Source organism: Streptomyces sp. NPDC127119 (assembly GCF_042677425.1).
Lineage (GTDB): Bacteria > Actinomycetota > Actinomycetes > Streptomycetales > Streptomycetaceae > Streptomyces.
The window spans coordinates 44,286-67,948 of sequence record NZ_JBHXTO010000040.1; the positions used below are offsets into that span (position 1 = coordinate 44,286).

Annotated in this window: 21 protein-coding genes and 1 pseudogene; 14 read left to right on the top strand and 8 right to left on the bottom strand. The window is 73.2% G+C overall.

Annotated elements, in window-relative coordinates:
- Positions 1-18 precede the first annotated feature (18 nt).
- From ACFVH5_RS19405 to ACFVH5_RS19415, 3 genes are all read left to right on the top strand, one after another.
- Complete coding sequence (locus ACFVH5_RS19405) at positions 19-2,112, top strand: xanthine dehydrogenase family protein molybdopterin-binding subunit (protein ID WP_385834885.1); 2,094 nt, start codon at positions 19-21, stop codon at positions 2,110-2,112.
- An 89-nt stretch (positions 2,113-2,201) separates the two neighbouring features.
- Positions 2,202-3,125, top strand: a complete 924-nt coding sequence (locus ACFVH5_RS19410) for a helix-turn-helix domain-containing protein (protein WP_385834886.1) — start codon at positions 2,202-2,204, stop codon at positions 3,123-3,125.
- Positions 3,126-3,295: 170 nt separating this feature from the next.
- A complete protein-coding gene (locus tag ACFVH5_RS19415) occupies positions 3,296-4,318 on the top strand; it encodes an SMP-30/gluconolactonase/LRE family protein (protein WP_385834887.1) in 1,023 nt (340 codons plus the stop codon).
- A 37-nt stretch (positions 4,319-4,355) separates the two neighbouring features.
- On the opposite strand, the gene ACFVH5_RS19420 is transcribed toward ACFVH5_RS19415, so the two are convergent.
- Positions 4,356-6,101 carry a PucR family transcriptional regulator gene (locus ACFVH5_RS19420; RefSeq protein ID WP_385834888.1) on the bottom strand — a complete coding sequence of 582 codons (1,746 nt, stop codon included), beginning with the start codon at positions 6,099-6,101 and terminating at the stop codon, positions 4,356-4,358.
- A 172-nt stretch (positions 6,102-6,273) separates the two neighbouring features.
- Here ACFVH5_RS19420 and ACFVH5_RS19425 point away from each other — a divergent pair, with 172 nt between their 5' ends.
- The 3 genes from ACFVH5_RS19425 to ACFVH5_RS19435 all read left to right on the top strand — a co-directional run bounded on the left by ACFVH5_RS19425 (position 6,274) and on the right by ACFVH5_RS19435 (position 9,656).
- A complete protein-coding gene (locus ACFVH5_RS19425; RefSeq protein WP_385834890.1) occupies positions 6,274-7,533 on the top strand; it encodes an aspartate aminotransferase family protein in 1,260 nt (419 codons plus the stop codon).
- 81 nt (positions 7,534-7,614) lie between these two features.
- A complete protein-coding gene (locus tag ACFVH5_RS19430) occupies positions 7,615-9,054 on the top strand; it encodes an NAD-dependent succinate-semialdehyde dehydrogenase (protein ID WP_385834891.1) in 1,440 nt (479 codons plus the stop codon).
- 92 nt (positions 9,055-9,146) lie between these two features.
- Positions 9,147-9,656, top strand: a complete 510-nt coding sequence (locus ACFVH5_RS19435; RefSeq protein WP_385834892.1) for a DUF5990 family protein — start codon at positions 9,147-9,149, stop codon at positions 9,654-9,656.
- A 68-nt stretch (positions 9,657-9,724) separates the two neighbouring features.
- On the opposite strand, the gene ACFVH5_RS19440 is transcribed toward ACFVH5_RS19435, so the two are convergent.
- Positions 9,725-10,615, bottom strand: a complete 891-nt coding sequence (locus ACFVH5_RS19440) for a class I SAM-dependent methyltransferase (RefSeq protein ID WP_385834893.1) — start codon at positions 10,613-10,615, stop codon at positions 9,725-9,727.
- A 73-nt stretch (positions 10,616-10,688) separates the two neighbouring features.
- Between ACFVH5_RS19440 and ACFVH5_RS19445 the strand changes: the two genes are divergently transcribed.
- Both ACFVH5_RS19445 and ACFVH5_RS19450 read left to right on the top strand, forming a co-directional pair.
- Positions 10,689-11,168 carry a helix-turn-helix domain-containing protein gene (locus ACFVH5_RS19445; protein ID WP_385834895.1) on the top strand — a complete coding sequence of 160 codons (480 nt, stop codon included), beginning with the start codon at positions 10,689-10,691 and terminating at the stop codon, positions 11,166-11,168.
- A gap of 114 nt (positions 11,169-11,282) precedes the next feature.
- On the top strand, positions 11,283-11,702 hold the full coding sequence (locus ACFVH5_RS19450; protein WP_385834896.1) for an STAS domain-containing protein: 420 nt from the start codon (positions 11,283-11,285) through the stop codon (positions 11,700-11,702).
- A gap of 218 nt (positions 11,703-11,920) precedes the next feature.
- On the opposite strand, the gene ACFVH5_RS19455 is transcribed toward ACFVH5_RS19450, so the two are convergent.
- The gene (locus ACFVH5_RS19455) at positions 11,921-13,369 is read right to left on the bottom strand and encodes a hypothetical protein (protein ID WP_385834909.1); all 1,449 of its coding nucleotides are present in this window, start codon (positions 13,367-13,369) and stop codon (positions 11,921-11,923) included.
- 233 nt (positions 13,370-13,602) lie between these two features.
- On the opposite strand from ACFVH5_RS19455, the gene ACFVH5_RS19460 reads away from it, so the two are divergent.
- Together ACFVH5_RS19460 and ACFVH5_RS19465 are read left to right on the top strand one after the other, a co-directional pair.
- Entirely contained in the window at positions 13,603-14,853 is a 1,251-nt protein-coding gene (locus ACFVH5_RS19460; protein WP_385834897.1) for a molybdopterin-dependent oxidoreductase, read from the top strand.
- On the top strand, positions 14,820-15,317 hold the full coding sequence (locus ACFVH5_RS19465) for a hypothetical protein (RefSeq protein WP_385834898.1): 498 nt from the start codon (positions 14,820-14,822) through the stop codon (positions 15,315-15,317). Before ACFVH5_RS19460 ends, ACFVH5_RS19465 begins: the two co-directional genes overlap by 34 nt.
- 158 nt (positions 15,318-15,475) lie before the next feature.
- On the opposite strand, the pseudogene ACFVH5_RS19470 reads toward ACFVH5_RS19465, so the two are convergent.
- The 3 genes and pseudogenes from ACFVH5_RS19470 to ACFVH5_RS19480 form a co-directional block, all read right to left on the bottom strand.
- Positions 15,476-16,057: pseudogene (locus ACFVH5_RS19470) on the bottom strand (class I SAM-dependent methyltransferase); the annotation flags it as partial.
- A complete protein-coding gene (locus ACFVH5_RS19475; RefSeq protein ID WP_385834899.1) occupies positions 16,054-16,671 on the bottom strand; it encodes a DUF2064 domain-containing protein in 618 nt (205 codons plus the stop codon). The pseudogene ACFVH5_RS19470 and the gene ACFVH5_RS19475, both read right to left, overlap by 4 nt.
- Complete coding sequence (locus ACFVH5_RS19480) at positions 16,668-17,486, bottom strand: glycosyltransferase family 2 protein (protein WP_385834900.1); 819 nt, start codon at positions 17,484-17,486, stop codon at positions 16,668-16,670. Before ACFVH5_RS19480 ends, ACFVH5_RS19475 begins: the two co-directional genes overlap by 4 nt.
- A gap of 103 nt (positions 17,487-17,589) precedes the next feature.
- Here ACFVH5_RS19480 and ACFVH5_RS19485 point away from each other — a divergent pair, with 103 nt between their 5' ends.
- Together ACFVH5_RS19485 and ACFVH5_RS19490 are read left to right on the top strand one after the other, a co-directional pair.
- Positions 17,590-18,447, top strand: coding sequence for a response regulator transcription factor (locus tag ACFVH5_RS19485; protein WP_385834901.1), 858 nt, complete (start codon positions 17,590-17,592; stop codon positions 18,445-18,447).
- On the top strand, positions 18,440-19,555 hold the full coding sequence (locus ACFVH5_RS19490) for a sensor histidine kinase (protein ID WP_385834902.1): 1,116 nt from the start codon (positions 18,440-18,442) through the stop codon (positions 19,553-19,555). Before ACFVH5_RS19485 ends, ACFVH5_RS19490 begins: the two co-directional genes overlap by 8 nt.
- Positions 19,556-19,642: 87 nt before the next feature.
- Here ACFVH5_RS19490 and ACFVH5_RS19495 read toward each other — a convergent pair whose 3' ends face one another.
- Positions 19,643-20,653 carry an NAD-dependent epimerase/dehydratase family protein gene (locus ACFVH5_RS19495; protein WP_385834903.1) on the bottom strand — a complete coding sequence of 337 codons (1,011 nt, stop codon included), beginning with the start codon at positions 20,651-20,653 and terminating at the stop codon, positions 19,643-19,645.
- A 53-nt stretch (positions 20,654-20,706) separates the two neighbouring features.
- Positions 20,707-21,711, bottom strand: a complete 1,005-nt coding sequence (locus ACFVH5_RS19500; RefSeq protein WP_385834905.1) for a helix-turn-helix transcriptional regulator — start codon at positions 21,709-21,711, stop codon at positions 20,707-20,709.
- Positions 21,712-21,829: 118 nt separating this feature from the next.
- On the opposite strand from ACFVH5_RS19500, the gene ACFVH5_RS19505 reads away from it, so the two are divergent.
- Positions 21,830-22,417: a DinB family protein gene (locus ACFVH5_RS19505; protein WP_385834910.1), complete on the top strand. Its 588-nt coding sequence runs from the start codon at positions 21,830-21,832 to the stop codon at positions 22,415-22,417.
- Positions 22,418-22,420: 3 nt separating this feature from the next.
- The gene (locus tag ACFVH5_RS19510) at positions 22,421-23,539 is read left to right on the top strand and encodes a winged helix DNA-binding domain-containing protein (RefSeq protein WP_385834906.1); all 1,119 of its coding nucleotides are present in this window, start codon (positions 22,421-22,423) and stop codon (positions 23,537-23,539) included.
- Positions 23,540-23,663: the final 124 nt, after the last annotated feature.

Genomic DNA, 23,663 nt, shown 5'->3' on the forward strand with positions numbered 1-23,663 from the left:
CCAGCAGAAGGAGCAGTCATGGCCGACACCGGCACCGCGCTGGGCGCGCCCGCCGAGCGCCGGGAGGGCCGGGACAAGGTCACCGGCAGGGCCCGCTACGCCGCCGAACAGACCGATCCCGGCAGGGCCCACGCCTGGCCGGTGGCCGCCGGGATCGCCCGCGGGAGCGTCCGTGCCGTCGACACGGAGGCCGCCCTGGCGCTGCCCGGGGTGCTCTCCGTCCTCACCCACGAGAACGCGCCCCGGCTCGCCCCCGCCGACGACCCCACGCTCTCCGTGCTGCAGGACCCGCGCGTGCCGCACCACGGCTGGTTCGTCGCCCTGGTCGTCGGCGAGACCCTGGAGGCGGCCCGCGCGGGCGCCGCCGCGGTCCGGGTCGCGTACGACGTGGAGGAACACGACGTCACCCTGACCGACGACCACCCCGAGGCCTACGCACCCGAGAAGGCCAACGGCGGTTTCCCCGCACGCCGCGAACAGGGCGACCCCGAGGGCGCGTTCGCGTCCGCCGAGGTCCGCGTCGACTCCCGCTACCGCGTACCGCCGCTGCACAACCACCCCATGGAACCGCACGCGGCGACCGCCCGCTGGGACGGCGACCGACTCGTCGTGCACGACTCCAGCCAGGGCGCCACGACCGTACGCGCCACCCTGGCCTCGCTGTTCGAGCTGTCCGAGGACGACGTGACCGTCATCAGCGAACACGTCGGCGGCGGGTTCGGGTCCAAGGGCACCCCGCGGCCCCATGTGGTGCTCGCCGTGATGGCGGCACGGGAGACCGGACGCCCCGTCACCGTCGCGCTGCCCCGGCGTTTCCTGCCCGCCGTCGTCGGTCACCGGGCGCCCACCCTGCACCGGCTCCGGCTGGGCGCCACCGCCGACGGCACCCTCACCTCGTCCCTTCACGAGGTCACCACCCACACCTCCCGCATCAAGGAGTTCGTGGAGCAGGCCGCCGTACCCAGCCGGATCATGTACGCGGCACCCCACCGGCTCAGCTCCCACCGGGTGGTGCCGCTGGACGTGCCCAGCCCGTCCTGGATGCGCGCACCCGGCGAGGCACCGGGCATGTACGCCCTGGAGTCCGCCATGGACGAACTCGCCCTGGCCGCAGGCCTGGACCCGGTGGAACTGCGGATCACCAACGAGCCGGACACCGAACCCGACAGCGGCAGACCGTTCAGCAGCCGTCACCTCGTCGACTGCCTGCGGGAGGGCGCGCGGCGCTTCGACTGGGCGGCACGCGACCCCCGCCCCCGGTCGCGTTCCGAGGGCCCGCTCCTTGTCGGCACGGGGGTGGCCTCCGCGACCTATCCGGTGATGGCCAGTCCGGCGCGGGCGGAGGCGCACGCGACTCCCGACGGCGGTTTCGTCGTCCGCATCAACGCCACCGACATCGGCACCGGCGCCCGTACCGTCCTCGCCCAGGTCGCCGCCGACGCACTCCGCGTCCCCCTGGACCGCGTACGCGCCGAAATCGGCAACAGCGACCTGCCGTCCGCACCACTGGCCGGGGGTTCCTCGGGTACGGCGTCCTGGGGCTGGGCCGTCCACGAGGCCTGTACGCGGCTGGCGTCGAGCCTCGCCGAGCACACCGGCCCCCTGCCGTCCGAAGGGCTCCGGGCGCGTGCCGACACGGCGGGCACCGCCGACGCCGACAGCCCCTACTCCCGGCACGCCTTCGGCGCGCACTTCGCCGAGGTCACCGTCGACACGGTGACCGGAGAGGTCCGGGTACGCCGACTCCTGGGCGTCTACGCCGCCGGACACATCCTCAACGCCCGTACCGCGCGCTCCCAGTTCATCGGCGCCATGACCATGGGCCTGGGCATGGCGCTGACCGAGAGCAGCACCATGGACGCCGCGTCCGGCGACTTTATGGAGCGCGACCTCGCCGCGTACCACGTCCCGGCCCATGCCGACGTGCCCGACATCGAGGCGCACTGGATCGACGAGGACGACCCGCATCTCAACCCGATGGGCAGCAAGGGCATCGGCGAGATCGGCGTCGTCGGCACGGCCGCCGCCATCGGCAACGCCGTCCACCACGCCACGGGCGTCCGCCACCGCGAACTGCCCCTGACCCCGGACCGGGTGCTCGCTGGCCTGTAGACAGACCCTCGGGCCTGCAGGCTGACCCCGCCGATCCCTACCCCGGCGGGGTGAGGCGCCGACCGGCGGCGGTCCGCATACTCGGTGTCATGAACAAGCACGACGGGCACCTCGCCGAGTTCCTCCAGGCACGCCGGAGCCAACTGCGCCCCGAGGACGTGGGGTTGCGGACCTACGGCGAGCGGCGCCGCGTGCCGGGGCTGCGCCGGGAGGAACTCGCGATGCTCGCCGGCATCAGCGCGCCCTACTACACCCGCCTGGAACAGGGTCAGTCGCGCAACGCCTCACGCGAGGTGCTGGACGCCGTGGCGAGCGCCCTGCGACTGGACGACTCCGAGCGCGCCCATCTGCACACCCTGGCCAGTGCTGCGCCCAGGCGGCGCGGGCCCGGCGCACGGCCGCGTCCCGAACGCATCACTCCCGCGACCAGCGCCCTGCTGGCGGCCGTCGACGGCACCCCTGCCGTCGTGATCGGGCGCCGCAGCGACGTCCTGGCCTGGAACCGCCCGGGGCACGGGCTGTTCGCGGGGCACCTCGATCCGGACAGCCCGGACGATCCCGGCAGCACGGGCGGTCCGGGGCGACGGCCGAACATGGCCAGGCTGGTGTTCATGGACGCGCACACCCGCGACCTGTACACCGACTGGCACGCCAAGGCCAGGGCCGTCGTGGGTAATCTGCGGCTGACGGCCGGACGGCACCCGGACGACCCGCTGCTGGCCGCGCTGATCGGCGAACTGACCATGCGCAGCCGGGAGTTCGCCACGATGTGGGCCGACCACCGGGTGCTCGCCTGCGATGTCGCCGACTACGAGATGCGCCATCCGCTGGTCGGGACCCTGACCGTCACCCAGCAGACACTGCAGAGCCCCCAGGGGGACGGACCGTCCCTGGTGGTGGCCACCGCCGACCCCGGCTCCCCGTCCGCGGCGGCCCTGGCGCTGCTCGCCCATGCCACCGCACCCCGGGACGCGGACCGGCCGCACCACGCCGCCGAGTCCCGCACGGCCTGACCCGCCGACCCCGCTGACCTGCTGACCTGTTAATCCACTGACCCGCTGACCCGCACCGCCTGACCCGCGCCCTTCGCGGGGCGGTCGCACCCTCACGCCCTCTCACCGAGGCGCCCTCGACCCCGGCGCCGCACCACGGCTGCCGCATGCCCGAAACCGGAGAAGGAACCATGTCGAACCACACATCGAACCGCACGTCGAGTCCCCCGTCGAACCGGCGTGTCAAGACACTCATGGCCGCCGTCGCGGTGGCCGCCGCCACCCTCGCCTCGGCCCTGCCGGCCGACGCCACCCCCACCCGTCCCACCCGCGAACCGCTGACCGACGTACGGATCGCCACCCACTTCGACGTGTCCGCGGGTCAACTGCCGGAGAACATCGCCCTGTTGCCCGACGGCACCGCGGCCGTCACCTTCGCCGCGAGCCGTCAGGTGGCCGAGGTGAGCCCCCGGGGCGCGACCCGTGTCCTGGCGACCCTGCCCGCGCCCGCCGACGGCGGAGTCCACACCCCCGCCCTCGGCTTCCCGCTGGCCACCGGGATCGCCCGCACCCCGGACGGCACCCTGTACGTGCTGTACGCGACCGGAACCGCCGACCTGACAGGCCTGTGGCGGCTGCGCCCCGGGAAGGCCCCGCAGCGCATCGCCGCACTGCCCGAGGACGGACTGCCCAACGGACTGGCCCTGGACGAACGCGGCAAGCACCTCTACATCACCGACTCGGTGCTCGGCACGGTGTGGACCGTCCCCGTCACCGGCGGCACCCCCACCGCCTGGTCCACCGCACCCGAACTCGCCCCGGCCGGCTTCCTCGGAGTCAATGGGGCGAAGGTGCACGACGGCGCCCTCTGGGTGACCAACCTCGACCGGGGCACGCTCCTGCGCATCCCGATCCGCCCGGGAAACCGCGCGGGCACCCCGCAGATCAAGGCGTCGGACCCGGACCTGGTCGGAATCGACGACTTCGCCTTCACCGGACACGGCGACGACGTCCTGGCCACGCTCAACACCACCAACAGGGTCGTGCGCATCCGGCCCGACGGCACCCGGACCACCGTCCTGGACACCGCCGACGGACTCCAGAACCCCAGCTCCGTGGCGCTGCGCGGCAAGGAGGTGTACGTGCTCAGCGCCGCCTACGCCACGGCCACCGACCCCAACCTGCTGCGCGCACGCCTGCGCGGCCACCTGTAGAGCCCGGCCGTGCTCGACGGCGGAGCGGCGACCGGTCTCAGGTCGCCGCTCCGCCCTCCCGCAGGACGTCGAGGGCCGTGAGGGCCACATGCAGTCCGGTACGCCGCTCACCGGATTCGAGATCGCAGTCGAGCAGCCGCTCGATGGTGCGCAGACGCTGGTAGACGGTCTCCCGGGACAGCCCGCCGAGCCGGGCGGCACCGGTCTTGCTGCCCGCGGCGTCCAGATAGTGCCGCAGGGTCCCCAGGAGTTCGGTGCCGTGCCGGACGTCGTGGTCGATGAGCCGGCCGAGCTGCCGTTCGGCGTACTCCTGGACACGGGTGTCCTCGCGCAGCGCGTACAGCAGGCGGCGCAGTCCGATGTCGGACAGTTCGTTGTACGACCTGCCCGTGGTGAGGGGCCGGCCCGGACGGGTGGCTTCCGCGACGCGGGACGCCTCACGGAAGGAACGGGCGGTGCGGGCCAGATCCATGACCTCGGAACCGACGCTCACGACGGCACACGGGTCCACCTCCAGCGCGGTACGGCCCAGTTGCTCGACGACGGACCGCCACGGCTGGGACGGGCGCAGGGCCAGCAGGATGCCGAGCCGCGCGGGCGCCAGTACGCCGACCAGCGCGGCTGTGCCCGTCGTCCGGAGCTCCTGGGACAGACGGGCCTCCAGACCGGTGCCGTCGACGGGCGCCCGGGTGTCCATCAGGACCGCGAGGAAGACGGTGCCCTCGGTGGGCAGGCCCAGCGCGGCGAGGCGCGCGCGGGCGTCCGCGGGGGAGCGGTGGCGCTGCTCGGCGAGGTCGCGCAGGGCGCTCCGGTGCGCTGTGCGCTCCCAGGGCGTGGCGTGGATGAGGCGGGCGATCGTCAGGGCCATCGCGGTCCGCTCCAGGACGGTGACGTCCTGCGGCCCGAACACCGCCGACGGCGCCGAGGGCGGCAGCATGGCGACGCGTCCCCAGAGTTCGCCCTGGTACTCCACGGGGGCCACGAGCCAGCCCTCCGGGCCGGTCACTTCGGGGCCGGTGACCTCCGAGCCGGTTACGTCGGGGCCGGTTACTTCGGGACCGGTCACCTCCGGACGGGCGGTCCGGGGGGCCTGCTCGTGCTGCGTCGCCCTGGAGCGCCGCTCCCAGCCGGTCAGTGCCTCGTCCACCGTGCTGCCGGACGGCTCGCAGAGCAGCGCCTGATGCACCAGGTTCTCCAGGACGACCGTACGCCCGCTCATCTCCGCCGCCGCGCGGACGACGTCCTCGGGTCCGGCGCCGCGCAGCGTCAGGGCGGTGAACGCCTCGTGGATGCGCTGGGTCCGGCGCACGGCGTCCGCCTGGCTGCCGAGGATGAGGGTGTGGACGACCTGGGTGACCTCAAGGAAGTTGACGTCCTCGGCCAGGGTGACGAGCGGCAGGCCACGGACGCGGCACGCCTGGATGAGGGGTGTGGGCGGGCGGTGGTAGCGCCGTACGAGTTCGATGACCAGGGCCGCGGCCCCGACGTCGGCCAGCTCGTCGACGTAACGGCGTACGCCCGCCGGGTCCTCGGGCAACGGCATACCGGTGGTCAGGACGAGTTCGCCGCCCTTGAGGAAGGAGGCGGGGTCGGTGAGTTCGGTGATGTGGACCCAGCGGACCGGCCGGTCGAGACAGGTCGCCCCGGCGACCACCTCCGGTCTGCCCGCGGCCAGGACGGGCAGGGCCAGGACGTCGGCGACGGTGAGCGCGCGGCCCGCGGGAGCTGTGCCCGGCCGTCCTTCGGCCAGGGACGTGCGGGGCGTTTCGGCGTACTCGCTCATGGTGCGTGCCTGCCCGCCCGGACCCTGTGACAAGCGTGGCTGACCTGCGCACGGTTGACACAACGTCCGAACCCCGCCGCCGGGCCGGACAGTTCACGCATTGCCGCCTGCCGCCCCGGTCGAGATGCTCGCCCTTCGGGAGCAGACGACGACGCACGGCCGGGAGACGCACATGACCGCACTGTCGCCGCACCTTCGCCAGGCCACTCCCGTGGTGGCCGTCCGGGGCGAGGGCGTCCACCTCTTCGGTGAGGACGGCCGCCGCTATCTCGACTTCACCGCGGGCATCGGTGTCACCAGCACCGGACACTGCCACCCGAGGGTCGTCGAAGCCGCCCAGGAGCAGGTGGGCACGCTGATCCACGGCCAGTACACGACGGTCATGCACGAGCCGCTGCGCCGGCTCGTCGACAGACTCGGCGAGGTGCTGCCCGCCGGCCTCGACAGCCTCTTCTTCACCAACTCCGGGAGCGAGGCGGTGGAGGCCGCGCTGCGGCTGGCCCGGCAGGCCACCGGCCGCCCGAACGTCCTGGTCTGCCACGGCGGATTCCACGGCCGGACCGTGGCCGCCGCCGCCATGACGACGTCCGGCACCCGTTTCCGCTCCGGGTTCTCCCCGCTGATGAGCGGCGTGGTCGTCACCCCGTTCCCGACGGCCTACCGGTACGGCTGGGACGAGGAGACCGCCACCCGCTTCGCCCTCCAGGAGCTCGACCACACGCTGCAGACGATCTCCTCGCCCGCCGACACGGCCGCCGTCATCGTCGAACCGGTGCTCGGCGAGGGCGGTTACGTGCCCGCGACCCGCGCCTTCATGGAAGGGCTGCGGGAACGCGCCGACCGGCACGGCTTCCTGCAGATCCTGGACGAGGTGCAGACGGGGGTGGGCCGCACCGGCCGGTTCTGGGGACACGACCACTTCGGTGTCACCCCCGACATCCTGGTCACCGCCAAGGGGCTGGCCAGCGGATTCCCGCTGTCCGGCATCGCCGCCCCCGAGGAGCTGATGGCCAAGGCGTGGCCCGGCTCGCAGGGCGGCACCTACGGCGCCAACGCGGTGGCGTGCGCCGCGGCCTGCGCGACCCTCGACGTCGTACGCGACGAGAAACTGGTCGAGAACGCCGAGGCGATGGGGGCACGGCTGCGCCGGGGCCTGGCTGCGGTGGCCGACCGGACGCCCGCCATCGGGGACGTACGCGGCCTCGGGCTGATGCTGGGCAGCGAGTTCGTCGACGCGGACGGCGGCCCCGACCCAGTGACCGCCTCCCGCGTCCAGCGGGCCGCCGTCGACGAGGGCCTGCTCCTGCTGCTGTGCGGCGCCTGGAACCAGGTCGTCCGTATGATCCCGGCGCTGGTGATCGACGAGACGGCGGTGGACGCGGGCCTTGAGGCGTGGGCGGCGGCGGTGGAGGCCGGTACATCACCGGCCTAGACCGCCGCCGCTGAAGGACCGGCCCCGGCCCGTGTGCAGCCGCACGCCCGCCCCGCCGCCGATCGACTCAGGAGCGACACCATGACCGACACCCCGACCCGGTTGTTCATCGGCGGCGCCTGGGTGGATGCCGCGGACGGCGCCACCCTGCCCGTCGACGACCCCGCGACCGGAGAGATCCTCTGCCATGTCGCCGACGGAGGCCTCAAGGAGGCCAGGCTCGCGGAGGACGCCGCCGTACGGGCCCAGGAGACGTGGGCCCGTACCGCACCCCGGACCCGCAGCGAGATCCTGCGCCGCGCACACGAACTCGTCCTCGAACGGACCGACGAACTCGCCCACCTGATGACCTCCGAGATGGGCAAGCCGCTCACCGAGGCCAGGGGAGAGGTGGCGTACGCCGCCGAATTCTTCCGGTGGTTCTCCGAGGAGGCCGTACGCGTCGACGGCGGCCACGGCACGCTGCCCGACGGGCGGCACCGCATGCTGCTCTCCCGCCGCCCGGTCGGCCCCTGTCTGCTGATCACCCCGTGGAACTTCCCGCTGGCCATGGGCGCCCGCAAGATCGGCCCGGCGATCGCGGCGGGCTGCACGATGGTGCTCAAACCGGCTCCGCAGACACCGCTGTCCAGCCTCGCGCTGGCCGCGATCCTCCAGGAGGCCGGGCTGCCGGACGGCGTCCTGAACGTCGTCACCACCTCCCGCGCCGGCGAGGTCTGCGAGCCGCTGCTGCGCGGCGGACGCATCCGCAAACTGTCGTTCACCGGCTCCACGCAGGTGGGTCGGCTGCTGCTGGCGCAGTGCGCGGACGCTGTCGTACGCACCTCGATGGAGCTGGGCGGCAACGCGCCCTTCATCGTCTTCGGCGACGCGGACCTCGACAAGGCCGTGGACGGCGCGATGACCGCCAAGATGCGCAACATGGGGGAGGCGTGCACCGCCGCCAACCGCTTCTTCGTGCACCGGACGGTGGCCGAGGAGTTCGGCGAGCGGCTCGCCCGGCGGATGGGGGCGCTCGTCGTGGGGCCGGGCACGCGCGAGGGAGTCGACGTGGGCCCGCTGATCGACGCGAAGGGCCGCGCCAAGGTGGAGGACCTGGTCGCGGACGCGGTGGAACGCGGCGCCCGGGTGCTCGTCGGCGGCCGTACGCCCGCGGGGCCGGGGTGCTTCTATCCGCCGACCGTGCTCGCGGACGTCGACACCGGCAGCCGTCTGATGGGCGCGGAGATCTTCGGCCCGGTCGCCGCGATCCTCACCTTCGACGACGAGGACGAGGTGGTCCGCCGCGCCAACGACACCCCCTGGGGGCTGGTCGGTTACGTCTTCACCGAGGGCCTGGACCGCGCCCTCCGCGTCAGCGAACTCCTGGAGGTCGGCATGGTCGGCCTCAACACCGGCCTGGTCTCCAACCCGGCGGCCCCCTTCGGCGGGGTCAAGCAGTCCGGCCTGGGCAGGGAGGGCGGCCGAGTGGGAATGGACGAGTTCCTGGACTACCAGTACGTGGCGATCCCCGTGACCTGAGGCCTGAGCGAGGGGCGCCCCGAAAGGGGCGCGGGGAACGGCGCGCCCAGCCCCGACGAAGCCGCAGCTCCGCACGGCGGCATGATGACCCCATGACCGCCCTGCGCATCCGTATCGAAGCCGTAGACCTCCCAGGACGCACCCACCCCGTCCCCATCAGCCGCAACGGCCCGGAAGAGCCCCGCGAGATCCACGTGGCCGTACAGCGCCGGAGCAGGCCGGGCGAAGTGCTCGACCCCCACCCCGGGGACGCGGAGTCGGCGACCTGGACCCTGGAGTGCACGGCGACGACGACACCGACCGGCACCGACGTACAGGGCCCCTACGTGCAGGACCGCCTGGGCCGCCGCTTCGTCTACCTGTCCTGGGGCACGGTCGACGAGGAGGGCGTCTTCTCGATGTTCCGGCGCGCCAAGCTCATGCTCGACATGGTCCCTGCGGACGTACTCGCGGAGGCCGCCCGCGAGGGCGTACTGGTGGCACGTCTGGGCCTGACCGACCCCCAGGGCGGCCCCCTGTGCGCACGGGTCGTCCCCCCGCACATCACCTGGACCGCCGAACGCGACACCTGCGCGCCGCCCGTCGTCGCGCGGGACGCCTGATCGCGGGACGCCGTCGCGGATTACGTGTACCCGTCCCGGAGGCCGGGCGCCCGGGTGGGAGCGGCGGCCTACGCCCGCGCGCCGACCGTCCAGCAGGCCGCGGTGAAGCGGACCTCGGCACCCTGGACGTACGGGTCGAACGCGGCGCGGACCGTTTCGACGAGGTCCGTACGGGTCCGCTCGTCCGCCTCGCGCAGGACCAGGCCGAGCGGTCCGAGCCGGGTGAAGTAGGGGACGAGTTCGCTCTCGGGCAGGGTGCAGTCGACGTCGAGCGGCTGGATGTCGACCCCGGTCCAGCCGCTCTCCTCCAGGACGCGGCGCACCCTGTCGGGAGCCGCGAAGGCGAACTGGCCGGGCTCGTCGGGACGGCGGGCGGGCAGGTCCGGCAGGAACGGTGCCGCGGCGCGTTCGGCCGTCGTCATGAACGGATTCTCCGCGGGGCCGCGCCAGGCGATGAACCTGAGCCCGGCGTCGTCGCGCACGGCACGCCGCAGATTGGTGAAGGCCTTGACGGAGTCGTTGAAGAACATGACTCCGAAGCGCGAGACCACCAGGTCGAAGCTGCCGGGCTCGAACGCGTGATCCTGTGCGTCGGCGAGCACGAACGAGGCCGCCCGTGTGCCCTCCTCCCCGCCCTCCCGCCCGGTCTGCCCGCCCTCCTGCCCGGCGCGCGTCCGGGCGACCGTGATCATCGGCTCGGAGAGGTCGACGCCGACGCAGCGCCCGCGCGCGCCGAGCCGCCGCGCGACGGCCAGCGTGGTGCTGCCGGTGCCGCAGCCGACGTCGAGCACCCGGCCGGCCCGTTCGGTGACGGCCGCCTCGACGAGAAGGTCCTCGAAAGGCCTGAACAACTCGTCGAGCACCGCCCGGCTCTCGACCCATGCGCGGCCGGCGGTCCCGTTCCAGCGGGCCGCCTGCTCGTTGTCGGTCCCGTGCGTGATGTCGATGCCCCTGTCCATGGTGTCTCCTGTGCTTGCCTCGCCCGGATGGAGATGACACCGTGCTACTTCAAGCCGACTTGAGGTCAAGAACATGCCGGAACTGGACATCGCGGAGGTGGCGCACCGCGCCGGGGTGCCTGCCTCGACCCTGCGGTTCTACGAGGAAAAAGGCCTGATCACCCCGACCGGCCGACGGGGTCTGCGGCGTCAGTACGACCCCGCCGTGCTGGAGCGCCTGTCGCTGATCGCGCTGGGCCGCACCGCCGGGTTCTCGCTCGACGAGATCGCCCGCATGTTCGCGCCGGACGGGCAACCACGTATCGACCGGCAGCTGCTGACCGACCGGGCGGACGAACTGGACCGGACGATCCAGGAGCTCGCTGTCCTGCGGGACTCCCTGCGGCACGCCGCGGCCTGCCCCGCGCCGAGCCACGTCGAATGCCCCACTTTCCGTCGCCTCCTCAGGGCCGCGGCGGCCGGTGTCGTCGGAGCGCCACGGAAGAGAACTCCGAAAGGGGCACCGGAAAGGACACCGGGAACGCCTCGGAAGCAGGGTCCCGGGCAACCGTGATCCACCGCGCGGAGAGAGTTTCGGCCCGCGCCGTTGTCCGCTCGAATGCGGGGCACACGGACGCGTACGGGCGCGTGCCACCGGGCGCCCGTGGCCTTGGAACCGGGAGGTGTGATGTCCACGCAGACCCACCGCCTGACCATCACCCAGATAACCGACGGCGAGCACTGCGCGGTCCTGCGGATCAGCGGCGAACTCGACCAGAGTTGTGAGGAGTACTTCCTGGGTACCCTCGCCGCCATCGTCGACGCGGGGCGACGGCACCTGGTGCTCGATGTGACAGCGCTCGTCTTCTGCGACTCACGTGGGCTGAACTGCCTGCTCGCGATCAGATGGCTGCTGAAACGCCTGGACGGCAGGCTCATCCTGGCCGGAGCGGGCCGCAGACTCTCCGAATTGCTCGTCCAGACGGGCAGTACGGAGCTGCTGCCCGTCCGCCGGGCGGTCGGGCCGGCTCTGCTGGAACTCCCCGAGGCCCATCGCCCCATCTGGCCCCCCATGCCCGATCCCGACGACAAGCGAGGCGACGGGTGAGGACCGGTGAGGCGACGGGTGAGGACCGGAGGACGAGCGCGGAGGGGGCGTCCACCGCACCGGCCGGACGCAAAAAACGCCGGGCCCGCCACTACGGGGGGAAGTGACGGGACCGGCTGAGGTACAACTTGCCACACCCGCGCGGGAAAATACGGTTCTTTGGGCGGCGGGCGAGCAAAAGAATCGTGACGGTGTCCTGACGACGGGCACGAGGGCGGTCACCAACCGGTCAGCAGCAGATGGTTGAGGAGCAGGGCGAGTACGGCCTGGGCGCCCAGCCAGGCCCGGGGACGGCTGAGCAGCGCGCATGCCGGGAGCAGCCACATCGCGAAGGGCAGCCAGATGCGTTCGGTCTCGGCCTTGCTCATCCCGGACAGGTCGGCGATGAGCAGGGCGAGCAGCCCGCACAGGACGAGCAGGGCGAGCCGGGCTTGAGCACCGGCCCGCAGCGACTCGGCGCCCGCCCCCGGAGACGCGACGCCTGCTGTCGGGGACTCGGCGCCGGGCACTGGACCCCCGGCCCCCGGCCCCCGGGCCTCGCGGTGGGGCAGCAGCCCTTGGCGTCCACGGACCAGTGCGACGGCCGCCCGCCGGAGCCCGGCCGCTGTCGTGAGGCCCGTGATGAGGACGGTGCACGCGAGGTTCGCCCACACCCAGTAGCCGTAGGGCCGGATACCGCCCGCGCCGTCGTAGTAGCGCGTGACCAGGAGGTGGTACGCCTCCCACCAGTCGAACCCGCCCAGCGTGAACGCCACGGGGACGACGGCGAGACCCGCGATCAGGAAGGCGGCCCGGGAGACGAGGCAGGGGAGCACCCGGACCCGGCTCCGCCCGAGGAACAGCACGCCCGCGGCGATCACCGCCATGAGCGTGAGCCCGTACGAGAGGTAGCAGGTCAGGCCGAAGAGGAGGCCGGAGGTGAAGGCGGTGGCTCTGGTCCGGGGGCCCTTCGGTGAGGTCACGGTGAGTGCGAGTGCCGCGATCGACCAGGCGGCGACCGCGGCGAAGTACGCGTCGGCCGACGTGCCCATCCACACCGCCGCCGGTGCGAGCACCAGGAACGGTGCCGCGCGCCGCGCCGACTCCTCGTCGGCGAGCCTGCGCACGGTCACCAGTACGGCGACGCAGGCGGTGGCGCCGACCGTGATGCACCAGGTTCCGGCCCAGCCGCCGCCGCTCAGCCCGATCCGGTCGAGGAGGACGAAGGTGAGGGAGGCGGCGGGTGGATGTCCGGCCACATGCGGCGGCCAGTGGTCCGGTGAGTCGAGCGGGATGTGGCGGGTGAAGTCCCGCAGGGTCGCCGGGATGTCGTGGAAGCGGTCGATGACCTGGAGGTACTCGTAACGGGTGGTGAGCCGGGCGGCCACGCCCCGGTGCCATCCGTCGATCAGGGCCAGCGACCAGATCCAGGCCATGGCACCCGCCCAGGAGGCGCCCAGCAGCGCACGCCAGGGCAGGCGCGCGGCGAGGACGGGACCGTACGCCACGACGCCCAGCGCGACCGCCACCGCGGCCGGGGTGCCCGGTCCGAGGTGCGGGTCCCAACTCGCCCACAGCGGAGGCCAGTTCGCGAACAGGGTGTGGTCGGTCTGCTCGATGTGGCGGCCGATCAGCACGGCGGCGAGGACGAGGAGCAGGGCGGCCGACGCCGTGGTCAGGTCGCGCAGGGTCTGGCTGCGAGGCGTCCGGCCGCGAGGAGTCCGGCTGCCAGAAGTCGGGCTGCCAGGAGTCAGGTCACGAGGATCGAGGGCGCGCGACGTCGGGTGTCGCAGAAGGGAGCGGATCACACGGGAACGCTAGGGCGGCAGGAGCCGTTTCGAGCCGCCCGCCCTGCGGACGTCAGCGTTTCGTCATGGTTCGCAGGCCCTGCCAGGGGCCCTTTCCTGCCTACGGTCGGGCCATGCGCGACCACTCCCCAAGGCTTCCCACCTCACCCGGTTTCTGGCGCAGTCCGCTGCGCGGTCCCTGGTTCACCTCGGTACTCGGCCTCGTCCTGCTCGTCGGCATCACCGTGCTGTTCGTGACAGGTCTGCTGTCCTACGCCGCCTACAACCCCGGCCTGTCGCCGGTGAACGACAAGACCCCGGACAAGGGCGTCCTCGGTTTCTATCTCTTCGCGTGGCCCACCGGCCCGTACTGGCTCTACCGCCTCACACAAGGGGTTCACGTCACGCTCGGCGTCACCCTGATCCCCGTGCTGCTGGCCAAGCTGTGGTCGGTGGTGCCGAAGCTGTTCGCGCTGCCGCCGGCCCGTTCGCTCACCCATGCGCTGGAGCGGATCTCGTTGCTGCTGCTGGTCGGGGGCGCGCTGTTCGAGTTCGTGACCGGCGTGCTCAACGTCCAGCTCGACTACCTCTTCCCGGGGTCCTTCTACCCGCTCCACTTCTACGGCGCGTGGGTGTTCTTCGCCGCGTTCGTCACCCACGCCGTACTGAAGACACCGGCCGCCGTACGGAACGTACGCCGCATGCGGCAGGGCCAGGAGGCAGCGGACGGAGGGGAGTTGGTCTCTCCTCGGCCCGATCCGGCGACCGTCTCCCGGCGTGGGGCGCTGTGGTTCGTCGGCGGCGGGTCCCTGCTGCTGTTCGGGACGACGGCGGGGCGGAGCTTCGACGGGCCGCTGCGGCGCACGGCCCTCCTCGCGCCGCACGGCGGAGCCGACCCGGGCAGCGGCCCGAACGGCTTCCAGATCAACAAGACGGCCGCCTACGCGGGCATCGACGACGAGGAGACGGGCGAGGACGCATGGCGGCTCGTCGTCACGGGACGGACGGGCACGGTCCGGCTGAGCCGGGCCGAGCTGCTTCAACTGCCGCTCCACAGCGCGGCGTTGCCGATCGCGTGTGTCGAAGGCTGGTCGACCTCGGACCAGTGGTGGCGCGGTGTGCGGCTCCGTGACCTCGCGGCGCTCGTCGGCCACGACGGCGATCCGCCGGACGTCCTCGTCGAGTCCCTCCAGCGGCACGGCTCCTTCCGCCGCGCGGCCCTGCGCGCCAACCAGGTCGCGGACCCGCGCTCCCTGCTCGCCCTGCGGGTCAACGGCGAGGACCTGAGCCCGGATCACGGCTACCCGGCACGGATCGTCGTGCCCGCCGCGCCCGGTGTGCTCAACACGAAATGGGTGGCCCGTATGACGTTCGGAGACCTGTGATGAGGAAACCGCCCAAGGGGACCATGCAACTCCTGCTGCTCGCCTGCTCGTTCGCCCTCGCGGGCTATGCCGGCGTACGGCTGCTAGGCGACGACTGGCTCGGGGTGACCCTGTGGTTCGTGGGGGCGGCCCTGCTGCACGACTTGGTGCTGCTGCCGTTGTACGCGGTGGCGGACCGCGGGGTCGTCCGGGTGTTCGGCGCGGCCGGCCACCGGGAACGGGCGATGTACGTCCGTGTCCCGGCGGCCCTGTCCGCGCTGCTCCTGCTGGTCTGGTTCCCGGTGATCGGCGGTCAGGTGGACCGGCGGTACCGGATGGCGACCGGGCTGCCCGCGGACGGCTTCCTCGGCCGCTGGCTGCTGATCACCGCCGTCCTCTTCGCCGGGTCGGCGTTGCTCTTCCTGCTGCGCCTGAGGCTCCGGCTGCGCAGGGCGACGAAGGACCGTCCGCCGGTCGTCCACTGATCGACCGCGGTCCAGCCCGCGCGCGTCGCGTGCCGGATCAGGGCGCGCGTCCCGATCCGGGCCCAGGGGAACGGCGTACCCGGTGTGGCGGGAGTGCCGGGGACGTCGGCGTCGCGCGCGTCCGTGATGTGTACACGGACGCGCTCGTCGACGTCCATCGGCACGGTCTCGGCGATCAGCAGCCCGGCCGGGACCAGCAGGTCGGCCAGCCTGGCGAGGAGCGCGCGCGGATCGCCGCCGATGCCGATGTTGCCGTCGACGAGGAGTGCGGTGTCCCAGCGGCCCTCGGCGGGGAGCGGCTCGAAGACCGAGCGGCGCAGGGCGGTGCCGCCGAGCCGCGTGGTCCGGCTGACGGCCGCCGCGCTGACGTCGATGCCGAGGACACGCCGTCCCTGCCCGGCGAGTTCCGCGACGAGCCGCCCCGGGCCGCAGCCGATGTCGAGCACGGAACCCTCGCACCGGCCCAGGATCTCCAGGTCCACCGCGTCGGCGCGGGCACACCAGCGTTCCACTTCCAGCGGCAGCAGCCAGCCGTCGGCCCGGCGCAGGAAGAGGGGGCCGCGGCCGGTGCGCAGCGCGCGGGTGTACGGGTCGGCGCCGGCCCACGCGGGCTGGGCGGGCGGTGGGACGAGGTCGCCCGACGGGAAGTCACTCACCGGGAAGTCGTCCTCCGAGGAGTCGCCGATCGGGGATGCGTCCACCGTGGATCCGTGCATGGATCCGTTCAGGGGTCGGTTCATCGTCCGGCGACCGCCGTGAGTCCGGCGAGACGGGCGGCGAAGCGCCCCCGGGGCGCGAGCGCGGCGACCGCCTCGGCGTCGGCGGCCGTGTCGACGTCCCGCAGCGGCGGCAGGTCGCGTACGCGCAGCCCGGCGGCGATGAGCCGGCCGCGCTGCACGGCCCCGGTGGTGGGCGTCGACATCGGTACCCCGCGCAGCAGCAGCGGATCGGGTTCGGCCAGCCCCAGCGCCCAGAAACCGCCGTCCTCGGCCGGGCCGAAGACGGCGTCGCAGTGCGTGAGGTCCACGCTGAGCAGGGCCGGTGTCACCTGGGGTGTGTCCATTCCGATGAGCAGCGTGGGTCCGTCACAGCCGGCGAAGGCCGCGGCCAGCCGCTCGTCGAGTCCTCCACCGCACTGCGGTACGACGTCGAAGCCGGGCGGCAACCACGGGCCCGGCGCCCCTTCCAGGACGAGGACCCGGCGGGTGGCGGGCGTGGCGGCCACGGCGTACAGGGTGTCGGCGAGTGCCGCCTCGGCGAGGGCGGCGGCCTCCACCGGGGTGAACGGCGGAGTGAGCCGGGTCTTGACCCGCCCCGGCCGCGGCTCCTTGGCGATGACGAGCAGTGTGGTCATCGGGGGGTGCCTCCTTGGGCGGCTGGGGCTGGGGCTGAGTTCTGGACCTGGTCCTGGTCCTGGTCCTGGTCCTGGTCCTGGTCCTGGTCCTGGTCCTGGGCTGGGGCTGGGGCTGTGTCCGAGGTGGGGGACGCGGGTTCGGCCAGCACGCGGCTCATGTCCCGGACGGCCTGCCAGGTGCCGAGCCAGGTGCCGGTCACCTTGGAGGCGCCCGTACGGGGCAGATAGGGCACGTCGTGCTCGGCGATCCGCCAGCCCGCGTCGGCGGCGCGCACGACCATCTGCAGCGGATAGCCGCTGCGCCGGTCGGTGAGCCCGAGGGCCAGCAGGGACTCGCGGCGGGCGGCGCGCAGGGGGCCGAGGTCGTGCAGCCGGAGCCCGGTGCGGCGGCGCAGCAGCCTGGCGAGCGCGAGGTTGCCTGCCCGGGCGTGGGCGGGCCAGGCGGACCGGCCTTTCGGGCGGCGTCTGCCCAGTACCAAGTCGGCCTCACCTGAACGTACTTGGCGTACGAAGGGGATGAGGAGCGACGGATCGAGCGAGGCGTCGCAGTCGCAGAAGCAGACGATGTCGGCGGTGGCGGCGGCGAGCCCCGCGTGGCAGGCGGCCCCGAAGCCGCGGCGCGGTGCGTCGACGACGTGTGCGCCGAGAGCGCGGGCGATGTCGGCCGAGCCGTCGGTGGAGCCGTTGTCCACGACGAGGGCCCGCCAGCCGGGCGGGATGCGGGCGAGGACCCAGGGCAGGGCCTCGGCCTCGTTCAGGCAGGGGAGGACCACGTCGACAGGAGGTGGGGCGGGAGGGGTTGTCACGCCCTTCACCCTACGAACGCGAAATGCGCATATCGGGCATCGGGTCCTTACGAAACAGGGACGTCGGGGTGCGGGGGCGGCACGGGGGACAGCGCGGTGCGAGGCTTGGCGCATGCACCAGCCGCACGAACCGACACCGGCTCCTCGCGCCGCCCCGCAGGCAGCCCCCGAGGCCGCGCCTCAGGCGGCCTCGCACGCCGCATCCCGTTCTGCCGGGGGTGGCGCCCGCATCCTGGTGGTCGACGACGACCCCACCGTCGCCGAGGTCGTCTCCGGATACCTCGACCGGGCCGGATACGGCGTCGACCGCGCCGGCGACGGCCCCGACGCGCTCGCTCGCGCCGCCGCGCACTGGCCCGACCTCGTGGTCCTGGACCTGATGCTGCCCGGCATGGACGGCCTGGAGGTGTGCCGGCGGCTGCGCGAGCGCGGACCCGTGCCCGTCATCATGCTCACCGCCCGTGGCGACGAGGACGACCGCATCATGGGCCTCGAAGTGGGCGCGGACGACTACGTCACCAAGCCGTTCAGCCCGCGCGAGCTGGTGCTGCGGGTGGAGTCGGTGCTGCGCCGCACCCGGCCCGCCGTCGCCGCACGGCCACTGAGCGCGGCCGGGCTGACCGTCGATCCCGCCGCGCGCCGCGCCTCCAAGCAGGGCACGGAACTCGCCCTCACCCTGCGGGAGTTCGACCTGCTGGCCTTCCTCCTGCGCCACCCGGGCCGCGCGTTCGCCCGGGAGGATCTGATGCGCGAGGTGTGGGGGTGGGACTTCGGGGACCTGTCGACCGTGACCGTCCACGTCCGGCGGCTGCGCGGCAAGGTCGAGGACGATCCGGCGCGGCCCCGGCTGATCCAGACGGTGTGGGGCGTCGGCTACCGCTTCGACCCGACCGCCGACGCACCCGCTCCTGCCGACGCACCCGCTCCCGCCGCCGAAGACGGCCCCCAGGAAGAGGCCGACCATGCGTGACATGCTGCTGATCGCCCTTTACGCCTTCGCGGGCGCCGCGGCAGCGGGGCTGGCCGGAGCCGGTGCGCTGCGCCTGATCAGGCGCCGTTCGCTCACCGTGTCCCTCGCCGTGGTGGCCGCCGTGGCGGTGACCGCGATGCTCGCCGGAACCCTGGCCGTGGCGCAGGCGATGTTCCTGTCCGCACACGATCTGAGCGTGGTCACCACGGTCGTCGCGATGGCGGCCGTCGTCTCCATGGTCACCGCGCTGCTGCTCGGCCGCTGGGTCGTCGCCCGCAGCCGTGAACTCGTCGTGGCCGCCCGCTCCTTCGGCGACGGCGGCGACTTCACCGCCCCCGACGCCCCCGCGACCGCCGAACTCGCCGCGGTCAGCCGTGAACTGGCGGCCACCAGCGCCAGACTCGCCGAGTCCCGGATGCGCGAGCGCGCCCTGGAGTCCTCCCGCCGTGAACTCGTCGCCTGGATCTCGCACGACCTGCGCACCCCGCTCGCCGGGCTGCGTGCGATGTCTGAGGCGCTGGAGGACGGTGTGGCCGCCGACCCTCAGCGCTATCTGCGCCAGATCCGGACCGAGGTCGACCGGCTCAACGACATGGTCGGCGACCTCTTCGAACTCTCCCGCATACACGCCGGAACGCTCGCCCTGTCCCTGTCCCGTATGTCGCTGTACGACCTGGTCAGCGACGCCCTCGCCGGAGCGGACCCGCTCGCCCGCCGGCACGGGGTACGGCTGGTGGGCGACCTCGTCGAACCGTTGCCGGTCGAGGTGGACGGCAAGGAGATGAGCCGGGTCCTCGGCAACCTCCTGGTCAACGCGATCCGGCGCACCCCGGCCGACGGCACGGTCGCGGTGGCCGCCGCCCGTTCGGCCGACGGAGTCGTGCTGTCCGTCAGCGACGGCTGCGGCGGCATCCCCGAGCAGGACCTCCCGCGCGTCTTCGACACGGGCTGGCGAGGCTCCGACGCCCGCACGCCCCCGGCCGGAGCCGGCCTGGGGCTCGCCATCGTCCAGGGCATCGTCGAGGCCCACCGGGGCCGCGCCACCGTGCGCAACATCTCCGGCGGCTGCCGCTTCGAGGTGACCCTGCCCGCGGCGGCCGGAACGTGAGAGCGGACCTCGACCCACCGGATCGACAAGCAACGTGAACGGTTGGCCAACCACGTGGGCGGTCGACCGGACACCCCGGTGACGGACTCACTCGCCCCGCAGGCGCGCCACCGCGAACTCCCGCATGCCCTCCTCGAATCCGACCTCGGGCTTCCACCCCAGCCCGGTCCGCAGCCGGGACGAGTCCGCGGTGATGTGCCGTACGTCCCCGAGCCGGAACTCCCCGGTCACCACGGGCGCGGGCCCACCGTACGCGTCGGCCAGCGCCCGAGCCATCTCACCGACCGTGTGCGGCTCACCGCTGCCCACGTTGTACGCCGTCAGCGCGCCGCCCGCCGCATCCGCCTCCAGGGCCGTCACATTGGCCGCCGCCACATCGCGTACCTGCACGAAGTCCCGCCGCTGAAGGCCGTCCTCGAAGACACGGGGGGCCTCACCGCGGGCCAGCGCCGAACGGAAGAAGGACGCGACACCGGCGTACGGGGTGTCGCGGGGCATCCCGGGCCCGTAGACGTTGTGGTACCTCAGCGAGACCGCCGTACCGTCCGTCGACCGTGCCCACGCGGCGGCCAGGTGTTCCTGCGCGAGCTTGGTCGTCGCGTACACGTTGCGGGGGTCGGCCGGGGCGTCCTCGCCGACGAGACCGGGCGCCAGGTCCGCTCCGCAGGACGGGCAGCGCGGCTCGAACCGGCCCGCCGTCAGATCGGCGGCCGACCGCGGCCCGGGGCGCACCCCGCCGTGCCGCGCACAGGAGTACCGGCCCTCCCCGTACACGACCATCGACCCGGCCAGGACGAGCCGCCGGACCCCGGCCCCGGCCATCGCCGCCAGGAGCACGGCGGTGCCGAGGTCGTTGTGGGAGACGTACTCGGCCGCGTCCGCGACCCCCTTGCCCAGGCCGACCATCGCCGCCTGGTGACAGACCGCGTCGACCCCGGAGAGGGCCGCCGACACCGCACCGCCATCGCGGACGTCACCGCCGCCCGCTCCCCGTACGGCACGTGCGTCGAACACCACGGGCTCGTGCCCGCCCGTCCGCAGCGCCTCGACGACATGGGACCCGATGAACCCGGCACCGCCGGTGACCAGAACTCGCATGCGCCGAACCCTAGGTCCGTTCCCTGCCCCGGAGCAGGGGTACGCGCCCCACGTCACCGGTCCGTAAGAGGTCGCTCCCGGCCGGCTGCGGCGTCGGCGTAGCGTCGGGCCAACTGGGCGAACGCGTCCTTCAGTTCGGCCGGGCCGACGACCTCGATGTCTGCGTCGAAGCGGCCGATGGTGGCGGCCAGGCCGACCCAGGACCATGAGCCGAGGGTGACCCGGCAACGCTCCGGTCCGAGCGCCTCGACGACTCCGTCGTGCACGTACTGGGCCACGTCGGAGGCGGGCTTGGCGAGGATCACCTCGCCGCGGCAGGGCCAGTCGCCGGAGCCGTCGGAGCCCCGGAACCTGGCGGCCACGAAGGCGGCCACGTCACCGCCGGGGAGTTCGCGCGGGACGAAGCGGGGGCCGGTGGGGATGCGCGGGGTGATCCGGTCGGCGCGGAAGGTCCGCCAGTCCTCGCGGTCCAGGTCCCAGGCGACGAGATACCAGCGTCCGCCCCAGGTGACCAGGTGGTGGGGCTCGACCCTGCGTGGGGGTGCCGGGGACGCCGGAGCCGTCGCAGCGGCCGGGGTGTAGTCGAAGCGCAGTACCTCACAGGCGTGGACGGTCGCACCGAGGGTCAGGAGCACACCGCTGTCGAGCTGGGGCGCCGGCCGGGACACGGGCCGCTCGACGGCGGTGACCTGAAGGGTGTCGATCCGGCGGCGCAGCCGCGCGGGCATGACCTGCCGCACGGTGGCCAGCGCGCGCACCGACGCCTCCCCGATCCCGGCACCGGACACGGTCGCGATCCGGAGCGCGACGGCCAGGGCCACGGCCTGCTCGTCGTCGAACAGGAGCGGCGGCAGTTCCGTACCGGCGTCGAGGCGGTATCCGCCGTCCGGCCCCTTGAAGGCGACGATGGGATAGCCGAGTTCGCGCAGGCGGTCGACGTCGCGGCGCACGGTGCGCGGACTGATGTCCAGCCGCTCGGCCAGCAGCCCCCCGGGCCAGTCCCGGCGCGCCTGGAGCAGCGAGAGCAGGGACAGCAGTCGCGCTGAGGTTTTCTGCATGGCTCCATGGTGCATGGAGTAGCGGACACTCCCTGACCGCTTCCCCTGAGATTGTCTTCCTGTGGCCGGCAGAGACAGCCGGAGCGCGAACCCCGACGAGAAGAAGGACGCGAGCACCATGACCGACGTGACCGCCACGACCACCCCCAGGCCCGCCCTCGACCCCGAGCGGAGCGACCTGCTCGCCGAACTCGCGACCGTCCGGTCCGCTCTGACGGCCACGGCCCGCGATCTCAGCGACGAACAGGCCGGCCAGAGCCCCACCGTCAGCACGCTGTCCCTCGCCGGGCTGATCAAGCATGTCGCGGCCATCGAGGAGAGCTGGCTGCGCTTCGTGATCGAGGGCCCCTCCGCGATGTCCTTCGCCCTGCCGGACGGTGTCACCTGGGCCGACTTCGCGGCCGGTACCGCACGTGAGTTCCCGCAGTGGGCGATCGACCACCAGAACAACTTCCGGATGCTGCCCGGCGAGACGCTGGCCGGGATCGTCGAACGGTACGAGCAGGTGGCCGCCAGGACCGAGGAGATCGTCGCCGGTCTGCCCGACCTGTCCGTGACGCACCCGCTGCCCGAGGCGCCCTGGAACGAGCCGGGGTCGGTGCACAGCGCCCGCCGGGTGCTGATGCACGTCATCGCGGAGACCGCCCAGCACGCCGGCCACGCGGACATCCTGCGCGAGTCGCTCGACGGCCAGAAGTCGACCTGAGCGGTGGGTACGTCGACCGCTCTCGTCCTCGGCACCCGGGCGCTCAACCGCGCGACGCTGGCCCGGCAGCTGCTGCTCGACCGTGCCGGTCTGCCGGTCCTCGACGCGGTCGCCCACCTCGGCGGTCTGCAGGCGCAGGAACCGCAGGAACCGTTCGTCGGGCTCTGGTCCAGGCTGTCCGCGTTCGACCCCTCGGCGCTCTCGGACCTGCTGACCGGGCGGAAGGCGGTGCGCACCCACCTCATGCGCCGGACCGTCCACCTGGTCACCGCCGACGACGCCCTGGCCTGGCGGGGCCGTCACACGGCCATGCTGCGCCAGCGCGTGCTCGGGACCTACCGCCAGGAACTCGCCGGGGTGGACCTCGACGAGCTCGCGGCGGCCGGCCGGGCCGTCATGGCCGACGGCGAGCCCCGCACGATGACCGAGCTGGCGCGGGCGGTCGCAGAGCGCTGGCCGGACCCGGGGCCGCGGGCACTGGGCGAGATGCTGATCGCCGCCCTCGTCCCGATGGCGCAGCTCCCGCCGCGCGGGCTCTGGCGGACGAGGGCGGGGGTGCGCAATGTGACGCTCTCCTCCTGGCTGGGGCGCGAAGCCGATCCGCCGGACGGGGACGGTTCCGATCAGGTGGGCCAGGCGCTGGTCCGGCGCTATCTGGCCGCGTTCGGTCCCGCCGCCTCGGCCGATCTGCGCGCCTGGTGCGGCCTGGCGGGCCTGCCCGCCGCGATCGCGGCCGTACGCGGAGAGCTGGTCGCCTTCCGTGACGAACGGGGCCGTGAGCTGCTGGACCTGCCCGACGCGCCGCGTCCTGACCCGGACACACCGGCCCCGGTGCGGTTCCTGCCGGCGTTCGACAACGCGATCCTCGGCTACCAGGACCGCGGCCGGATCATCGACGACGCACACCGCGGTCTGTCGGTCGCCGGTGAGCGTGTCGTCCTGGTCGACGGCCGGGTCGCCGCGACCTGGACCGTCGGCAAGGACGCCACCGTGACGGTCACCCCGTTGCACGGTCTCTCCCGGACCGACCGCACCGCGGTGGCGGACGAGGGGGAGGCGCTGGCCGCGTTCCTGTCCGACGGCGACAGCCACGACGTCCGGATCGCGGACGCCGCCCACTGATCCGCCCGCTGGAACGACTGACGGGTGGGGGGGCGGCGGGGGGGGGCGGGGCCCCCCCCGCGGCTAAAAAAAAAAACAAACCCCCCCCAACACAAAACAAAACAGAATGCGGGGATTGGGTGGT